The sequence below is a fragment of the Rosistilla oblonga genome (assembly GCF_007751715.1).
In the GTDB taxonomy this organism is placed as follows: domain Bacteria; phylum Planctomycetota; class Planctomycetia; order Pirellulales; family Pirellulaceae; genus Rosistilla; species Rosistilla oblonga.
On the sequence record NZ_CP036292.1, the window covers coordinates 4,781,491 to 4,799,306 of the forward strand.

Sequence of the window (17,816 nt, forward strand, 5' to 3'; positions counted from 1 at the left end):
AGGATGGGTCCAGCGTTTCCCTCAGTCAACCTTGGGACGACGTATGTACCGCTGGGTTCTTTGCTTTCGCTATCTGCGAACTCGTTACATCGCACTCGCTTCGATCATTAGCGTCACCCTCGGGGTGGCAACGCTAATCGTCGTCAACAGCGTGATGGCAGGCTTTTCTGCCGAGATGCACAAACGGATGAACGAATTGCTGTCGGACGTCGTTATCGACTGTCACAGCAGCGGCGGAATGCCCGATCAAGAAAAGCACCTGGAGCGGATTCGCCGCATCACCGGTGACAAATTGGTCGGTGCGACGTGCAGCGTTCACGTCCCGGCGATGTTGGGAATCGAGCACAACGGTCAACTGATCACCAAACAGATCAATCTGATTGGCGTCGATCCGAAGACCTACGGCGACGTCAGCGATTTTGGCCGTTGCCTGCTGCACCCGGGCAATCGTGAAACCGCGTCGTTCGAACTCTACGACAACGGCTACGGCAGCGATCGCAAGAACTTTCCCGAATCGGGATGGGTCTACCGACGCGCCTGGGCCGCATATCAAAAGGCTTACCAAAACGAGATCCGCGAAGCCGAAGCGGCCCGCAAAGCTGCTGGCAATGCGACCGGTGCATCGGCTGGCCCAAGCATCGATTCGTTTGGATCCGACGGACTGTTTTCGCAAGTTGCCGAAGAGACACGGAGCCGCGAATTCGATCCGCAGGAAGAACAGCACTGCGGGATCATCCTCGGTATCACCACCTGCAGTTCACGTTTCCGCGACCCCGATGGCGACGTAGGCGATTACTTTTACTGCCGTCCGGGCGACGACGTTCGCGTCATCTTCCCCAACGCCGGCGAGGACACCAAAGCGCTCAACCAGCACTTCACCGTCGTCGATCTGTACGAGAGCGGGATGAGCGAGTACGACTCGACGTTTGCGTTTGTACCGTTGGACCGATTGCAAGAGTTCCGCGGGATGGTCGATCCGACAACAGGCGTTCGCAGCATCACAACGATCCAGTTGAAGCTTGCCGAAGGGACCAACCTCGGTGAGGTTCGCGATGCGTTGCGACGCGAATTCCCGCCAGACATCTACGCTTACAACATTCAAACATGGCGCGACATGCAAGGTCCTCTGCTGGCCGCGGTACGCCTGGAAACAACGATCCTAAACGTTTTGTTGTTCCTGATTATCGCCGTCGCCGGCTTCGGCATCCTGGCAACCTTCTTCATGATCGTCGTCGAAAAGACGCGCGACATCGGGATCCTCAAAGCACTTGGTGCCTCCAACGCCGGCGTGATGAGCATCTTCCTCAGCTACGGCTTGCTGTTAGGCATCGCCGGATCGGGAGTTGGCCTGCTGGGCGGGCTCGCTTTTGTGCATTACATCAACGACATCGCGGGGCTGATCGAAAAGATCACCGGGCAGGAAGTCTTTGATCCAACGGTCTATTACTTCAACACCATCCCAACGATCATTCATCCGATCACGATCGTGTGGGTGATGATCGGCGCTGTGGCGATCGCGGTGATGGCAAGTGTTCTTCCTGCATTGCGTGCGGCGCGAATGCATCCCGTAATGGCGCTACGTTATGAGTAATCCAATGATTAACCCAGCCGTCGATCCGACGCAAAGTGCTTCCAACCAATCCTCCGGGACGCAGCCGATCGCGGCTGCCGACGGGACGATCCTCGCGGTTCGTGGATTGGTCAAAAGCTACCACAAGAATCGTATCGAAGTCCCCGTGCTGCGTGGCGTCGACTTCGATATCGAAGTCGGCAGCATGACGTCACTGGTCGGTCGCAGCGGCAGCGGCAAGAGCACGCTGATGCACTTGATGGCGACGTTGGATCAACCCGACGCCGGCGAAGTCAGCTTCGAAGGCAGCCGTATCGATAACGCCTCGGCTCGCCAACGCGATTATTACCGGAACCATCAGATCGGGATGATCTTTCAGTTCTACCACCTGTTGCCCGAACTGACAGCGTTGGAAAACGTGATGGTCCCCACGATGATCTCGCGGCGATTGTTTTCGTTTTTGCGAGTCAAAAAGACAGCCAGACAGCGAGCCGAACAACTGCTGGAAATGGTTGGCCTAACCCACCGCACGCATCACCGCCCCAGTGAAATGAGTGGTGGTGAAATGCAGCGAGCGGCGATCGCTCGCGCCTTGATGAACAATCCAACGCTGTTGCTGGCCGACGAACCTACGGGCAACTTGGACAGCGAAACCGGGCACGGGATCCTCGAACTGCTGAGGAAACTGAACGACGAAAACAACTTGACGATCGTGATGATCACCCACGACGACGCGATCGCTCGACAAGCCGATCGCATGGTTCGCTTGGAAAACGGCTTGGTCGTCGACCAGGGCGAAGCCTTCCGCGTGATTCGTTAAAGAACCCTGTAGACGCTCTCTCAAAAGCCGGCGGTTCGCTGCCGAGCTGCAAACGACGCAGCCGCTCCGAGAGCAGACCGGCCGACAATAAAGCAATCGTATGAACCGGGCGACTCTCCAGCTGATAGCGCTGCTCTTGCTAGGGTCGCTGTCGGGCTGCGCCCAGTGGAAAGACGCCAACGATACAGTATCGGCCCTCGCGACACCGAAACCCTCGCCGTCGGCATCGGTAATCGATATCGGCTTTGTCCCGCTGCCGATCCGCGACGATCAGATCGATTGGCGGTTGTGGAACGATGTCGACGAACAGATCCTCTCGGACGATCTGCGGAAACAACTGGCCGCCAACGGTTTGCGAGCCGGTCGAATCGCTGGCCGGATGCCCAAACTGGTCGCCGATGAATTGGAAGTCGCCCCGCAGCAGGATTCGCTCCAGTTTCTCGAACAGGCGAATCTACTCTCGGAAGTCGCCCATGGTGGCCGCCGCGTCTTTTGCCGCAATGCGATGCGTTACGAATTGCCCGTCAGGTCGCAGATGCGGGGCGAGGTTTCAGTCCTGATCAAAAAAGGCGAAAGCCTGACTGGCCGCCGCTTGATCGACCCGCTGTTCCAGTTCTCGATGGAAACGCGACGCGGCGACAACGGCGAGATCATCTTGCGATTGGTTCCCGAAATCAAATCGGGCGACATGAAACAAGCCTGGATCAGCAACGAGCAAGCGCTGCGACTGGAATCGCGACGCGACGTGCAAGCGTTGGAACATCTAGCGATCGAGATCCCGCTGGAAGTTGGACATGCAGTGCTGATTTCACCAACCGCCACCCCGCGTGGCATCGGCGAAAAGATGCTGATGGGGCAACGCGTCGACGAACTGCAAGAGGTCGTCGCCGTCGTCCTCCGACTCTCCCAATCTCCATCGATCACGCCTCAGGGCAACTGATCGCTTCGTTTTGCAGCAAGCGATATCAGCACAGCCCGCTCGATCTGCGACCGCCATCGCGACAAAGCACTCGAACCGTTGCATGACGCGACGAAACGGTTCACGCAGCGGATCGCATTCTCTCTGCGCCACAGAGTTTAGATATCAGCCGCCACGTCCTGGCGTCAGGTTCCTACAAGCAGCATCGCTAGCGCGTGCCGACGATTCGCCCAATACAAATACGGTGATTTGGCCGGCCTGCAATGCAGACCGGTTTGCTTCGCCGAGGATCAGGAGACCGAACCGCCTCGCGACTTGAGAGCGTTTGCGTTTTGGCGTCCCGAGACGTGAGGATTGTCGATCCGCCCCGCACCGCCGCTGTGACCGGCCACCTGAGGCTCCGAATCGGTTGGCGTCTCCCCTTCGCCGGACAGCAAATCGGGATCGCGGTTGCCATCTTGATTGGCTTGCGCGATCAGATCTTCGTCGCGAGGTCGGAAGACCTTGCCCAACGGGCTGATCAAGATCGCCGGCAGGAAGATCAGATCGCCGACCAGGGCGGCAACCAGCAGCAGCAACATCATGATCCCGAAGCTCTGCGTCGGAGTAAACGAACTCAACGCAAAGACAAACAGCCCCAAACCGCCCAGAATCGTCGTCTGAGTCATCGCGGGGCCAACGCGGCGATAGGCTTCCAAAACAGCTCCGCGGCGTGTCATGCCTTGAGCCAAGCCCTGCCGGAACCATTCCAAAAAGTGAATCGTATCATCGACAGCGACGCCCATCGCGACGCTGGCGGTCATCATCTTGCCGAGATCGACGATCGAACCGGTATGCCCCAGGAATCCGAAGATCACGATCACGGGGAACAGGTTCGGCAGCATCGACACGGCTCCTGCAGCGACCCCATAAAAGATGTTCCGCGGTTTGAATTTGCCCAACATCGATCCCGGATTCAGCAAACCGGACATCACCAATCCGATCAACACGAAGGCCAGGAAGGTGCTTTCGATCAGACTGAACAACAACGTCCGCTGAGCCTTGTAGACCAGCGGGACAATTCCCGTATAAACCGCCTGCAACGGACCGGCGTTGGCGACATCGGGGACGCCTTCGCGAAGCACCGCCGCCGTGGCGACCCATTGATCGGGACGGGCATCGACAACCGCCGCGGCATGCTCGCGGATAAAGTCGACATCGAAGTCGTCTTGATCCTCGGCGATGATCACACAATCCGCTTTGGCAAAGTTCCGCGCCCAGACCTCCAACTTGTCCGGTTGATCCTTGATCTTCGCGGGCGGAATCCACATCACCGTTCGGATCTTGCTTTCGTTGTGCAGCAGATCGTCCAAGGTCGCTTCGAAGATCAGCCGCTGATTGACGTTGCTGGCACCGCTGTCGGTGCGATTGACGTCGACGCCCTCGTCGTTGGCCAGCACATCCTCCCAAGAGTTTTCATCGGGACGGTCGGCGCCGAGAACAAAGACGATTCCCTTCTCCTCGTCGGCCAGACTTTCAAGCACATCTTCGCGATAGCGATACGCCTGCAATACGGGTTCGACGGCATCGCGAAGATCGCCGACAAACTGTCCGTAATCGACGTCGCTGAGCGCGCCGACGCGGAGACTGATCCGCCACAGCTCGCTATCCTTCCACGGCCCAGTTCGCTCGTGCTGGACGTAATCGCTGCCCAACAACTGCGTCTGCGCCGAAGCCAACGCGCTGTTGAAAGCCAACCGCGTCGCATTGGTTGGCGAATTTGTCGGTTTGGGCAATTCGGGCATCAGCGTCACGGCTGACATCGCGTTTCCGACAACGCCCGTTCCATGTTCGCCAAACGCGCTCTCGACGGCTCGTTGGATGTGATCGACAGCCTGCAAACGCTCCAGCTGCGACAGCGCGGTCGGTTCGGGCGAATCGCTCGCCGCACTCAGTTCCCGCTGCATTCCTGGCGGAACGCGCAACACCAATTCCATCGGGACCAATTTGCCAAAATGGCTCTCGATCCAACCGTAGTCACGGATGATTCGCGATTCGCTGCCAAACAGCTTCAGCAGCTGCACCGAGGTCTCGATTTTCGAGAGCCCCATCGCCGCGGTGATCATCACCAAAACGCCGCAGATGCCGACGATCCGGTAGTGACCGGTCACCCACGTGCCGACAGCGATCCACTGGCGGGTGAGCCAATCGGGTTCGTCGTCGCCACGCCGTTTGGCAGCCGACGCTTTCGTTTCCGCTGGCGGTTCGGGACGGAAGACGTGTAGCGCCGCCGGCAGATAAGCGAACAACAGCGCCAGCGTCGCCACGACGCCAATCGCCGAATAGAAGCCGAACTTTTTGATCGGGATGATGTTGCTGGTGTTCAGGCTCAACAGCCCGATCGCCGTCGTGATCGCCGCCAGCGTACAAGGCATAAAGGCGTGCGAAACAGCTCGTTCCGCCGCTCCTTCGACACCCCGCGCGGCAGTCTCTTCACGGTAGTAGTTGATGATGTGGATCGCGCCGGAGAGCCCCAGGATGTAGACCAGCGATGGCATACTCATCAGGATCGCGTCGATCTGTTCGCCGGTCATCTGGACAAACGCAAGGCTGCTGACGGCAGCCAGCACGCCGACGACAAAGATCATCGACGTCAGCTTAAAGCTGCGGAACGCGAGCATCGACAGCGTCAGCCCGATCAGAACGCAATAACCGATCAAGCGGATCAGCGTGATCTGCCCCTCTTCGTCGATCGATACATTGTCGACTGGCGGTCCGCCCATTCGCATCGCCGGCTCGACCAGCGTCGCGTGCCGCTCTGCATAGTTGAACGGCGGCGGGACAGCCGATGGCGGAGCCGCAGCGTTGATGCCACTCTCCTCGGCCAGCTTCAACAATCGACCGCGTGGGCCGCCCAACAGACCGCGTCCGACGACGTAGGGCAAGTTATCCAGAGCGGTCGGCGTCAGCGTGACCAACACACAGCTCTGCCGCGGCGGCGGATCGACCCGCATCGCGTCAAAGATGTCGTACCAATGTTTGTCGCGGACATCGGTCGCCGCATGTTTCAGTCGATCCAGCTGGCCATCGAACTCTTCGTCGACAATCTTCTTAATCGACGCCGCGCAGATCAGCTGCCAATCCTCGGGCAGCGTCGCATCGGGAACCTGTTCGGCAAACGCTTCTGGTGTCCATGCAAAATCGATCGGTACCGCCGGAGCAAACAGCGTCCCGGTCAACCGCTTTTCAGCCAACCGCCGAGCGATGATCTTCTTGTCTTTTTTGTTGATCGCCGCGACCGGCCACAGCGGACCGTTCTCTTCAGCCAATTGCTGTGCGATCTCCGGACCGGTTTGAATCGTGCGGAACAACGCCGCGGTCAGCAGATGCGGATCGTTGTAGTAGGGGTTCAATTTGTCCGAATCGGGCTGGCCAGCCGTCTCGCCAAAGGATGCGATGAATTGGCCTTCGACCGTCCCGCCGCGGATGAACTTGCGGACCGATCGGATCAGCGCCGGCAGCGGTCCCTCTTTGCCAGCCCAGCGAAACAGGCGGCCATCGGGAGTGATGTAGTAGAGCGTCCCATCGGGGCTGTTGAGCCACTTTTCATTGCGACCGCCCCAGTTGGTGTTGAAGTCGCTGGGAGCCAACAACTGCAACTCTTCGGCCAACTTGCGTGCCCGCTCCCAATCGGCCAGCGGCTCCAACGGCTCTCCGCCGACAGCCTCGCTGCGCAGCTTCTCCGTCAACAGCTTCAGCTTCTGGTCCTCTTCGGTGCACCCGGGCCAGGTCGCGATGACAAACCGCTCTCCCGAAAAGTATTCGCCGAACCACTCCAGCTCCGTCGTCTCAGGGAAATCCGACGGCAACCAATCCTTGACGTTGTTGTTGTTGCTCTGCAGACTCTGCCGCGCACCGCGGATCCCGATCGGAGCCAAGAAGCAAACAACCAGCAGGATCAGAAGGGCATTGTTGATACCAAAAATCGAGCGGCGGGCGAGGAACGTTGGTTTCATGAACAGATATTCAGTAGAACCGGTGTGAGATCCTCATCGCGCCGTTGGATGCCCACGACGGGATCGTTGGTGTATGCGCAAAACGAGCGCTGTTAAATTAATTGCAATGCACGATTCGATCCATGGCAATTGCGATTGGACGTGTCGATCGCAACCGCCTACCGCCACGCTTTCGCTCCGGTTTTTCGGCCGCCATCGCACTCGATAGCATTGTACGCTGCCAAGCTGAAAAGCGTCAGGAGGGCGTACAGTCCCCCAAGACTACTCAGTTTATCCGTTGCTCTGGAACAGCCGCCGAACATTCAACCACCGGTTCCCCGCACGACGCCCATCGCCACGGCGATCAGGAGCCCGATTTTGCCTCGGGCTTCGCGTCGCTGCCCTGCTTTTCGCTCGCCTCGGCACCAGCCACTTCCGGCTTTTCAATGACGCCAAACATGTGGCCGCCATGTTCATCGTGCGACCACGTCCCCGCATAACGTCCCTTGGAGATCACGATCTTTGCAGAGAAGGTTCCCATCCCGGGGATCGTGAAATCGTCAAGCGAGATCATCGGCGTATCGCCAGCCCAGACGATCGGGATCGGCAGCGGCACCTCCACGTCTTTGTCGCCGTATTTGATCCGAGCGGTGATCAGAAACAGATCGCCCCCAGGAATCTTCTCAACCTTTTTGAGCGTGTACTCTTCGGTCGGCAACTTCTCCTCGGACTTGCCCAACACCGTAAACTGCCCGACAAACTTCGATCCGCTGAGATAGGCAGCCAGCTTTTGGTCCCGCTGGGAAACCTCTTCAGCAGTCGACAGGCTCGACAACATCAGACAAACGATCGCAACGGCGGATAACGTTCTCATCACTCGGGATCTCCTTCTCGACAAAAACAGAGAGGCTTGCACTTCGAAACCAGATAACATCAGCGCGGCGTCGACGTCGACCGGCGGCTTACAGATACATCCCCAGAAAGCCTTCGGCAGCATCGCTTTCCGCTTGGATCTGTTCCAGCCGCTGTTGGGTTTTGGAAAGATCGCCGGCTTGGATGTAGCGATCGAATTCGACGACCAGAGCATGCCGCACCGATTCAGCCAACCATCGCACGACAGCTTCGTTCAACCAATCGCAAGTCTCGCCGTCGGGCTGGACGTCCAAATGGCAGCTGATCGTCGAGGTGTCGGTCGAGTCGGTGAAGACGGTCCCTTCGAATTTGAATTGCACCATTCCACGATTGGGATCGTTGGTGAAGTGAAACGTGCAGCGAGCGTTGTGAAGATAGTAGGTGTTCATCACCCCATGTTCTTGGATCGCTTGTTTGACCCGCAACACAAACGCTTCGAATCGGGGCGACGCGTCCAACGGCACGTCCAGGCGTTGCACAGTTCGCAGCGGCAGACAATCGAATTCGATCTCGACCCACCGCTGGGCTGGCTGTTGATTTTCATCCATGGGGAAGCTCCGTAACCTGTGTTCCTATCGCATCCCCAGCGACAGCCAGCCCTGTTGAGCTGAGATCTCTTGGACGCGAATTCCGCTTTCGGGCAGTTGTTTGACGGGCACCCGGATCGGTTTGTCGAGCAGTTGCATTGGCAACGAGCGATCGAACACACGCTCCATCTTCTTTCGCGTGGCGATCTGCCCAATCGAAAGCCGCTGGGTGCCGGGAAAGTCGATCTCGACTTCCCCCTGTCTTTGTAACACAAAACCATGTCCCTGGACAAACGTCGGCAGATACTCCGCTCGCACGCGGAGCGGCATTTTCAGCGACTGGTCACCCTGCTGAAACCGCGTTCCCCGCAACCCGATCCAAACCTTGCCCTGCCGCGCTTCGAAGATGATCGGTCGGGTCCGCGAGAAGGTGATGATCGGTTCCTCCGCCTCATCGGATTGATCCGCCGCAAACTGCAGTTCCGGCAGCAGCGATTTCCCCAGCTGCCGCAACTGCGAACCGGTCATCGTCCGTCCGGCGAGGATCCGCGTCATCACGTTGTTGATCAACGATTCGTGAATTTGAACCGATAGGTCGTGCGATCCGGCGACCGACGGCGGTGGGACTGCCGCGGCGAGATCATCGTCGGTCCGTTGCCGCAGCGTCGTCAGAAGATAACGGGTTTCGGAGCTCCACACGCGACTCGGTTCGTCGACTCCCAAGCGTCCCAAGACATCGACGAGATCGCGCAACGGCGTCGATTTGCCATCGCCCAGCGGTGCGGTCTGATCGGTCTGGCGATCGAAGTTCTCCGCCACTCGGCGCTCCATCCGCCGGCTTCCCTCCGCATTTGTCGCCCCCTTCTGCTCCAGCGCCTTCTTCATCGCGATCCGCCGAACGATCTTCAACGGATGATTGACGCGTTGGATTTTCGAAGACAATTGCGCCGACGCGACCGCCGGTTCCGCGTGGATCCCCGCATCGTTTAGGTTCAAGACTTTGGTCGCGGTTACGTGCCCATAGCCCACCGCGTCGACGGTCACCGGTTTTCGATAGCCCCGGTTCTGGCTGGTCAGGTCGCCGCTGAGTATCAATTGAATCTTGGCCACGCCCTCCGAGGGGAGCAGGCAGGTCGTCACCGTTCCCGTCAGCGTCGCGCGGCCGCGGATGAAGGTCCCCAACAAGCATTCGTTGATCGCCGTGGGTTCCTGAAACGGCCGCGTGGCGATCCGCGAGATCAAGTTGCTGCCGACTCCGATCCGCAAATTCGAATTCACAAACCGGCCGCGGATGTCAGCGACCAGCAGCGGAGCCTGCCGAGTTTCGATCAACAGTCGTGTCAGTTCATCCAATTGATAGAAGACGTCCGCCGCAGTCGTCGTGTCTGCAGCCCGGAGCGTTTTTGATGCGTCAGCCATCTGCGTGGCGACGTATTCGATCGACCGCTGCGGATCGCGATGCCGCAACATCGCATCGAGCTGCCGGACGGCGGTTCGCAAACGCGGGATCTGGGCCCGTTCCAAACCGGGGTAATTGATCGTCAGCCGCAACCGCATGTCTCCAAGAACCTTGTCTAACTGGGCCAACGCCAGCATCTGAGTTCGCGCTTCGTCGCGAGACGTCGGATCGCTGGGAGCTTGTTGGACGGCAGCCAACGCGTCGGACAGTTCGTTCAACTTCAGATACCCCAACCACGCCGAGGTGTTGGCCGTATCGCCGGCGATTCGCAGCTCCTGCTGAACCGTTGCGATCGCTGCTTGCACCTGATCCACAAACTCATCCAGCGATGGCACCGTCGCCACATCCAACTGATCGGCGGCGGTGTCGATTCGATCGGCGAAATACTCGACGTCCGATTGCGACAATTGAGCGCAACAGCATGCCGCGTCCAATACGAGAACGGAAAACAGAGCGACGGCGGAAAAGCGACGCATCGCGGGGAGGGCAAGGTGAATGATCAAAGCTGTTCTTCGAAGTTTCTTGGTGTAGAACGATGCAAACGTTTGCTAGGGTAAGACAGTTCATTGGGGCATGCAATTCGGCCACCAGCAAGTTTGCCCCGCCGAAGCGTTGATACGCCGCGATCCGGCCGCTGGCGAGCGACCGTTCCGCTGGCATTCTGCCGCGCCGGAAGGGAGAGAAAAGCAGCAATTCGCGGACGCTGACGCCACAGAATCGGCGACGCCGAGTTCGCGACAACCGTCGACCGCAGGGGCTCTTCTCCAGGGAACGATTTTAGTCGCCCCAGCTTGCCAAAGTACCGGCCTTCTGCCACCCCAAAGCGAAATTTCGTATGCTTTTGAATCGATGTAGCCCGCCAATGGGGATTCGCTCTCCCGTGGCGGCGGAGGCCGCAAACAGTCCGCGGCCACTCTCCCAACCACCGTTGTCAGCTCAGGACGTCCGTTTTATGAAAGTCTTCGTTACCCGGCAGATCCCCGACGCGGGACTCGATCGCATCCGCACCACTTGCGATTGCGACGTCTGGCCCCAACCGTTGCCTCCATCCCGCGATCAACTGCTGGAAAAATCGGCCGGCTGCGATGGCGTGCTGACGCTGTTGAGCGACCGGATCGACGCGGAATTTTTCGATCGCGTTGGGCCACAACTGAAAGTCGTCAGCAATTTTGCAGTCGGTTACAACAACATCGACGTCGCCGAAGCCGCCCGCCGCGGGATCGCCGTCGGCAATACGCCCGGAGTTCTGACCGACGCGACAGCCGATATCGCCGTCGGCCTGCTGTTGGCCGCCGCTCGGCGAATGCGAGAGGGGATCGACAACGTGACCAACCAGCAGTGGAAAACCTGGGAACCGATGGGCTTCATCGGGCAGGATCTGGTTGGCAAAACGATCGGGATCGTTGGGATGGGCCGGATCGGCGCAGCGGTCGCTCGACGACTTCACTTCGGCTGGGGCATGTCGGTTGTCTATACGTCGCGCAGCGATAAACCGGAGATCGACAGCCAGTTGAACGCTCGCCGAGTCGAGTTTTCTCAGCTGCTCAGCGAAAGCGATTTCGTCTCGATCCACACCGACCTGAACCCCGCAACCGAAAAGCTGTTCAACGATTCGGCGTTTGCCCAAATGAAACCGACAAGCGTGCTGATCAATACAGCTCGCGGCGGGATCGTCGATCAAGACGCTCTCCACCGGGCGCTGCAAGCGGGAACCATCTTCTCCGCCGGGCTCGATGTGACCGAGCCCGAACCGCTGCCGGAATCGAGCCCGCTGCGATCGCTTGGCAATTGTGTGATCCTGCCCCATATCGGCAGCGGCACCGTCGCCAGCCGCGATGCGATGGCGACGATCGCTGCGGACAATCTGCTGGCCGGGCTCGCCGGCAAACCGCTCCCCCACCGCGTCGATCCCGCTTGATCTGCGACGCCGTCGCCGCGGCCGGCTGACCACTGCGGAAGCAGGCTGAAAAAGCTTGCTTTCGCTATCGTGACCGCTTAGAACTGCGATCGCTTTCTTCCACAACGCCCCTCGCTTTCGACGTGGTCCACCGATGAAACTGCTGCTGCGAACCGGTCTCGCCCTGTTGCTGATGCTCCCCTTGCACCAAGCTGACGGCGAACAGTGGCCCGGTTGGCGCGGACCTCGCGGCGATGGCAGCAGCCAGGAGACGGCACCGCCAACCGACTGGGACGGTGCGACGGGGAAGAACATTCTTTGGACAAAGGACTTGCCCGGCACGGGGCACGGATCGCCGATCGTCTGGAACGACAAACTCTTTCTTGTCACCTGCATCGAGGACCAACACGATCGCCAACTGTTGTGCATCAGCACCGCGACGGGCGAGACGCTTTGGAAGTCGACAGTCTTTAACGCACCGTTGGAGACCAAGCATTCACTGAACAGCTTCGCCAGCACCACTCCGGCGACCGACGGCGAGCAAGTCGTTGCGGTTTTCTTAGAGGTCGATGGCCGCAAGGCTCCAGCCAAAAACGTAGGCAAGGCGCGGAACCTCACCCCCGGCAAGATCGTCGTCGCGGCGTACGATCTGGAGGGCAGACAGCGTTGGTTGGCGCGGCCGGGAGTCTTCAGCAGCGTCCATGGATTCTGCAGCAATCCCGTTCTATTTGGCGATCTGGTGATCATCAACGGCGATCACGATGGCGATTCATTCCTCGTGGCGTTGGATCGCAACACGGGGAAAACGGCATGGAAGGTTCCGCGTCGGCATCAAACACGCAGTTATGCAACGCCGCTGATCCGCGAGGTCGACGGCGCGGACCAGCTTGTGTTGCCGGGAAGCATGGCGGTTACAAGTTTTAACCCGCGCGATGGTTCGACGCTTTGGACCGTCGAAGGGCCGACCGAACAGTTTGTCGCCTCACCGGTCTACGACGGCAAACACTTCTTCGTCACCGCCGGATACCCGACGCATCACGTCGTCGCAATCCGCCCCGACGGACACGATGATGTTAGCGATTCGCATGTCACCTGGCACAGCACCGACGTTCGCAGCTATGTCCCTTCGCCGATCCTGGCGGGTCAGTTTTTAGTGGTAGCCGACGACCGTGGCACAGCAAATTGTTACGACACCGCGACGGGAGAACGCTTCTGGAATGTGCGACTGGGACGCAAGTTCAGCGCCTCGCCAGTGCTGGCTGCTGGGAAGGTCTTCCTGTTAGCCGAAGATGGCACGATGCACATCGTGCAACCGGGGAAAGAGTTCCAACAGATCGCCGAACCGCAACTGGGCGAGCGAGCGTTTGCATCGCCTGCGATCGCCGACGGACGAATCTACATCCGCGGGGAACAGCGATTGTTTGCGATCGGAGCAAAGTAGCAGACGGCCCAACCATGCGACGCCACCAACGTCGCTCAACCGCAGCGGCAACGCCCCGCGCGTCTGCGACTCTACGCTCCAACACGCGGCCCGCTGGGCACGCGGTTAAACAAATGCGAACGCACCCCTGAAACGGCCCTCCATACCAGCACGAAGCGCAAGCGAGTGATTCAATTCGCGTGAGTGATTCGACTCGCGCAATCACTCGCTTGCGCGTCGTGCTAGTATGACCAATCGTTTAACCGCGGTGGCAACGCCCCGCGCGTCTACGACTCTACGCGTGAACGCGCGGCCCGATGGGCACGCGGTTAAACAAATGCGAACGCACCCCTGAAACGGCCCCCATACCAGCACGAAGCGCAAGCGAGTGATTCGCTTCGCGTGAGTGATTCGATTCGCGTGAGTGATTCGATTCGCGTGAGTGATTCGACTTGCGTGAGTGATTCGATTCGCACAATCACTCGCTTGCGCTTCGTGCTGGTATGACCAATCGTTTAACCGCGGTGGCAACGCCCCGCGCGTCCGAGGCTCTACGCGTGAACGCGCGGCCCGATGGGACGCGGTTAAACGAACTACACCGCCGACACTGACGACGGCCCTAGTGGTAACGTCCGCGGCCGAACTGTGGATGGACTTTCCGCAACACGCGTTTAGACCACTCTTTGCCGGGCAATGCCTTGAGCGTTTGCATCACGCCGCCGCGTAACCGCCGTGCGTGCCAAGCGGCGTGGGAGACGCAGATCGCGCCGTGCGGCACGCTATCGATCACATTGTTGAGCGTCCATTTATAGGGGAGCTCTCCGTAGCCGAAGTCGATCTTGTCGATCCGATTCGCCTCAGCTTGGCGAACGATCTCCAGGAACAATGCGGTCCCCGGCGATGCATATCCGAAAGCCTGATCGTAGACCGGGAACCAATAGTGCAACAGCTTCCCCTCCTGCATCCCCATGTGCATCGCAACTAATTTGTCGCCGGCGTAAAGCGCCGACAGACGTCCTTGTAGAGCGCCGTCGCGGGTGAGCATTAGATGCAGCAGGTTGCGGATCCAATCGACCGAGAAGATGTCGAAGATCCGAGTCCGTTGGTATTGCTCGCGTTTGAGTTGGATCAAACGATCGAGTACCGCCGGATCGGTCGACGCATACTCCAACCGCAGCGGGCCTTCGTCTCGGATCAGCTTCTTCGTCTTCCGACGCTGCTTAAAGATCGTTTTCCGATTCTGTTCCAACCACAGATCGTAGCGGAGATCCGACGCCGTCAGGTCGCACAAAAAAGCTTTGGTCCACCCAAACGCATGCTCCCCAGCGTCGTCGTTGGACGAAAAGAGAGCGTGGTATTCGTAACCGGTGGCATCCAATTGCTGCAGCAACCAGTGCCAATCGATTGTCGTATCGTGAGCGCAGATCAGGCCGTGAGCATCGTTGATCGTCCGCCCGATCGGAAACAGCGATCGCCCGCTGCGATGGAACGGCAAAAACGCGATTGGTTCGCCCGATCGTTCGACGATCGCGATCTGCCCGTCGTCGCGCACCTCGTCGACCGCCAGGGTGAACTCGGGCGAAAAGAAGGGACTGTAGAGTGCGGGATTGTCGGCTCGCAGGGCTTTCCAAGCGGCGACCAGCCCGTCGTCCAGTTCGCGAACGGGGATCGTCCGGCACGTCGATGGACGCTGCGAACCGCAACCGCCAGCACCCGACGCCGCTCCACCGCGATCGCCCCGTCGCGTCTCTGGCACCTCGGTTGGTTGGTTTGCAGAATCGGCCAGCGGCATAGGTTGAATCAACGGCAGGGTTGAGACCGGGAAAACATGCTCGTACGTACAGCCCAACTAGGTTAATTGAGAATCGGCAGTCTTCAAGTCCGCAGCTGCCAGCAAATCACCAGATTTCAGCGAACACACGACCGCTAAACTGAGGGGCCTGCGGTGCCGCGAGCGGTCCGAGACTCAAAAAGAAAGGGGCCGGATTCCCTTGGAAACCCCGCCCCTTTTTGCAGTTTAACTAGCGAATCGCCAGAGCTTAATTGCTGACCAAGCGGACAACCGGTGCGTTGATCGACTTGGCGATCTGGCCTACGTAGTCGGCGTCGACTGGGCTGAGCCGTCGCATTGGGACGGTGCAGGTGCGACCATTGGTCTTCATCAGCTTGACGAAATCGGTTCCGATCACGATCAAACGTCCCTTGGTTTCGAAGGTGCTGGTGTTGTCCTTCCAAACTCGCATGGAAAGATCGCCAAACGGATCGTCCGCCGCTTCCTTCTCCTCCTCTGCTGGCTTCGGTTCGCCAAACAGATCGTCGAAGTCTTCAGCCGGTTTTGCTTCGTCTGCAGGAGCCGCGTCGGCCGCGGGAGGTGTTCCGAACAAGTCGTCAGCTGCTGCGGGTTCGGCCGCGGGCGGCGTTCCAAACAAGTCGTCGGTAGCCGCTGGTTCGGCTGCAGGAGGCGTACCGAACAGATCGTCGGTAGCCGCTGGAGCGTCGGCAGGTGCGTCCGTGGCTGGAGCGCTAAACAGATCGTCGGCAGCCGCAGGAGCTGGTTCGGCTGGAGCGTCGAACAGATCGTCAGCGGGAGCGTCGGTCGCCGGTTCGGCGGGAGCCGCACCGAAAGGATCGTCAGCTGCAGGAGCAGGTTCAGCGGGACCACCAAACGGATCGTCGGCTGCTGGAGCTGGAGCGTCGAACAGGTCGTCCGCGGGAGCATCCGTCATCGGTTCAGCCGGAGCCGCACCAAAGGGATCGTCTGCAGGCGCGGGAGCTGGTTCAACAGGAGCACCAAACGGATCGTCGGCTGCTGGCTTCGGATCAGCTGCAGGAGCTGGAGCGTCGAACAGGTCGTCCGCGGGAGCATCCGTCATCGGTTCGGCGGGAGCCGCACCAAAGGGGTCGTCTGCTGGAGCGGGAGCTGGTTCAACTGGAGCACCAAACGGATCGTCGGCTGCTGGCTTCGGATCGGCTGCGGGAGCTGGAGCGTCGAACAGGTCGTCCGCAGGAGCATCCGTCATCGGTTCGGCGGGAGCCGCACCAAAGGGATCGTCTGCTGGCGCGGGAGCTGGTTCAACTGGAGCACCAAACGGATCGTCGGCTGCTGGCTTCGGATCGGCTGCGGGAGCCGGTTCGGCTGGAGCCGCACCAAAGGGATCGTCAGCAGGAGCGGGCGCTGGTTCAGCGGGAGCACCAAACGGATCGTCCGCTGCTGGCTTCGGATCGGCCGTGGGAGCTGGCTCGGCTGGAGCCGCACCAAAGGGATCGTCGGCAGGAGCCGGAGCTGGTTCTACTGGAGCGTCAAACGGATCATCCGCCGCAGGCTTCGGATCCGCAGGAGCTTCTTTCATCGGTTCGGCAGGAGCCGCACCGAAGGGATCATCTTCTGCAGGAGCTGGCTCGGCTGGTGTTGGTTCAGCTGGAGCTGGTGTCGGCTCGGCAGGAGTTGGTGTTGGCTCGGCAGGAGCGGGCTCAGCGGGAGTTGGTTCGGCTGGTGCTGGCTCAGCAGGTGCTGCTTCGGCCGGAGTCGGCTCTGCAGGTGCTGGTTCAGCAGGAGTCGGCTCCGCGGGAGCTGGCTCGGGTTCCTGTTCCTTAAAAGGATTCGGAGTTTCCGTCGGCATCGGCTCGGGATTGACGGGTTCCGGTGCAGGCATCGGTTCCGCTGGCATCGGTTCCAATGCAGTCGCGGGTTGGATCGACTGCTCTTCCTTCTCCTCAGCCGCCTCTGCTTCGACAACCGCTTCGGGAGCGGGAGGTGCGTCTTCGGCCTCGACTGCCGCAGGAGGAATGATCAGAACTTCTTGTTCTTCCGTCGCGGCGTGGCTGCCGTAAGATCCGGTCTTGCAGATCGGGCAGTTGTCAGCGGGGTAGGTCGGAAGTTCCGACGAACCAGCGGGTGCGGCGACGCTACCACCGCACGATGGCGACGAAACGATCGCTGGAGCACAGCTGACCGATCGCGATACGACCGGTGCCGGCTGGCAGCTCGGGGCGCAGTAGACGGGAGCACACGAGGCGGGGCACGGGCAGCAGCAATTGGCTGCCTTGGGTGCAAAGCAACCGGCAATCGCATACGGTGGCACGGCCATGATAACGGTCAGCGTCGTGACGATCATCACGCTCAACTGACGGCGAATTCGTCGGTTCATTATCTACAGTCTCCAGGGAAAGCGACTCTAACTTGTGGTGTTTGCGACGGTCGACCAGATGCCAGTCGGGGAGGTTGGGTCGGCTGCCGTGCCGCGCGCGGTGGCGGTGGGTTTGTGACCTTATGCTAGTTGTCGATTCGGGCAGCAGCAAGCAATCGGGGCCGATGGGA

General features: G+C 59.7%; 11 protein-coding genes. 5 read left to right on the forward strand and 6 right to left on the reverse strand.

Annotation, left to right across the window (positions count from 1 at the left end; translation table 11 throughout):
* The first annotated feature begins 43 nt into the window (after positions 1 to 43).
* The 3 genes from CA51_RS16850 (at position 44) to CA51_RS16860 (ending at position 3,330) form a co-directional block, all read left to right on the forward strand.
* Positions 44 to 1,591, forward strand: a complete 1,548-nt coding sequence (locus CA51_RS16850) for an ABC transporter permease (protein ID WP_145122396.1) — start codon at positions 44 to 46, stop codon at positions 1,589 to 1,591.
* Positions 1,592 to 1,595: 4 nt separating this feature from the next.
* On the forward strand, positions 1,596 to 2,390 hold the full coding sequence (locus CA51_RS16855) for an ABC transporter ATP-binding protein (RefSeq protein WP_145122397.1): 795 nt from the start codon (positions 1,596 to 1,598) through the stop codon (positions 2,388 to 2,390).
* A 100-nt stretch (positions 2,391 to 2,490) separates the two neighbouring features.
* Complete coding sequence (locus CA51_RS16860) at positions 2,491 to 3,330, forward strand: hypothetical protein (RefSeq protein WP_145122398.1); 840 nt, start codon at positions 2,491 to 2,493, stop codon at positions 3,328 to 3,330.
* Between the two features lie 269 nt (positions 3,331 to 3,599).
* Here CA51_RS16860 and CA51_RS16865 read toward each other — a convergent pair whose 3' ends face one another.
* The 4 genes from CA51_RS16865 to CA51_RS16880 form a co-directional block, all read right to left on the reverse strand.
* Positions 3,600 to 7,304: an efflux RND transporter permease subunit gene (locus CA51_RS16865; protein WP_145122399.1), complete on the reverse strand. Its 3,705-nt coding sequence runs from the start codon at positions 7,302 to 7,304 to the stop codon at positions 3,600 to 3,602.
* Between the two features lie 343 nt (positions 7,305 to 7,647).
* Positions 7,648 to 8,157 carry an NADPH-dependent FMN reductase family protein gene (locus tag CA51_RS16870; RefSeq protein WP_145122400.1) on the reverse strand — a complete coding sequence of 170 codons (510 nt, stop codon included), beginning with the start codon at positions 8,155 to 8,157 and terminating at the stop codon, positions 7,648 to 7,650.
* Between the two features lie 88 nt (positions 8,158 to 8,245).
* Complete coding sequence (locus CA51_RS16875; protein ID WP_145122401.1) at positions 8,246 to 8,743, reverse strand: hypothetical protein; 498 nt, start codon at positions 8,741 to 8,743, stop codon at positions 8,246 to 8,248.
* A 24-nt stretch (positions 8,744 to 8,767) separates the two neighbouring features.
* On the reverse strand, positions 8,768 to 10,684 hold the full coding sequence (locus CA51_RS16880) for a hypothetical protein (RefSeq protein ID WP_145122402.1): 1,917 nt from the start codon (positions 10,682 to 10,684) through the stop codon (positions 8,768 to 8,770).
* Between the two features lie 449 nt (positions 10,685 to 11,133).
* On the opposite strand from CA51_RS16880, the gene CA51_RS16885 reads away from it, so the two are divergent.
* Positions 11,134 to 12,099 carry a 2-hydroxyacid dehydrogenase gene (locus CA51_RS16885; protein WP_145124217.1) on the forward strand — a complete coding sequence of 322 codons (966 nt, stop codon included), beginning with the start codon at positions 11,134 to 11,136 and terminating at the stop codon, positions 12,097 to 12,099.
* A 133-nt stretch (positions 12,100 to 12,232) separates the two neighbouring features.
* Positions 12,233 to 13,519, forward strand: a complete 1,287-nt coding sequence (locus CA51_RS16890; RefSeq protein WP_145122403.1) for an outer membrane protein assembly factor BamB family protein — start codon at positions 12,233 to 12,235, stop codon at positions 13,517 to 13,519.
* A gap of 598 nt (positions 13,520 to 14,117) precedes the next feature.
* Here the strand turns inward: CA51_RS16890 and CA51_RS16895 are convergent.
* Both CA51_RS16895 and CA51_RS16900 read right to left on the reverse strand, forming a co-directional pair.
* The gene (locus CA51_RS16895) at positions 14,118 to 15,302 is read right to left on the reverse strand and encodes a GNAT family N-acetyltransferase (protein ID WP_145122404.1); all 1,185 of its coding nucleotides are present in this window, start codon (positions 15,300 to 15,302) and stop codon (positions 14,118 to 14,120) included.
* Positions 15,303 to 15,537: 235 nt separating this feature from the next.
* Entirely contained in the window at positions 15,538 to 17,646 is a 2,109-nt protein-coding gene (locus CA51_RS16900; RefSeq protein ID WP_145122405.1) for a nucleoporin, read from the reverse strand.
* Between the last annotated feature and the right edge of the window lie 170 nt (positions 17,647 to 17,816).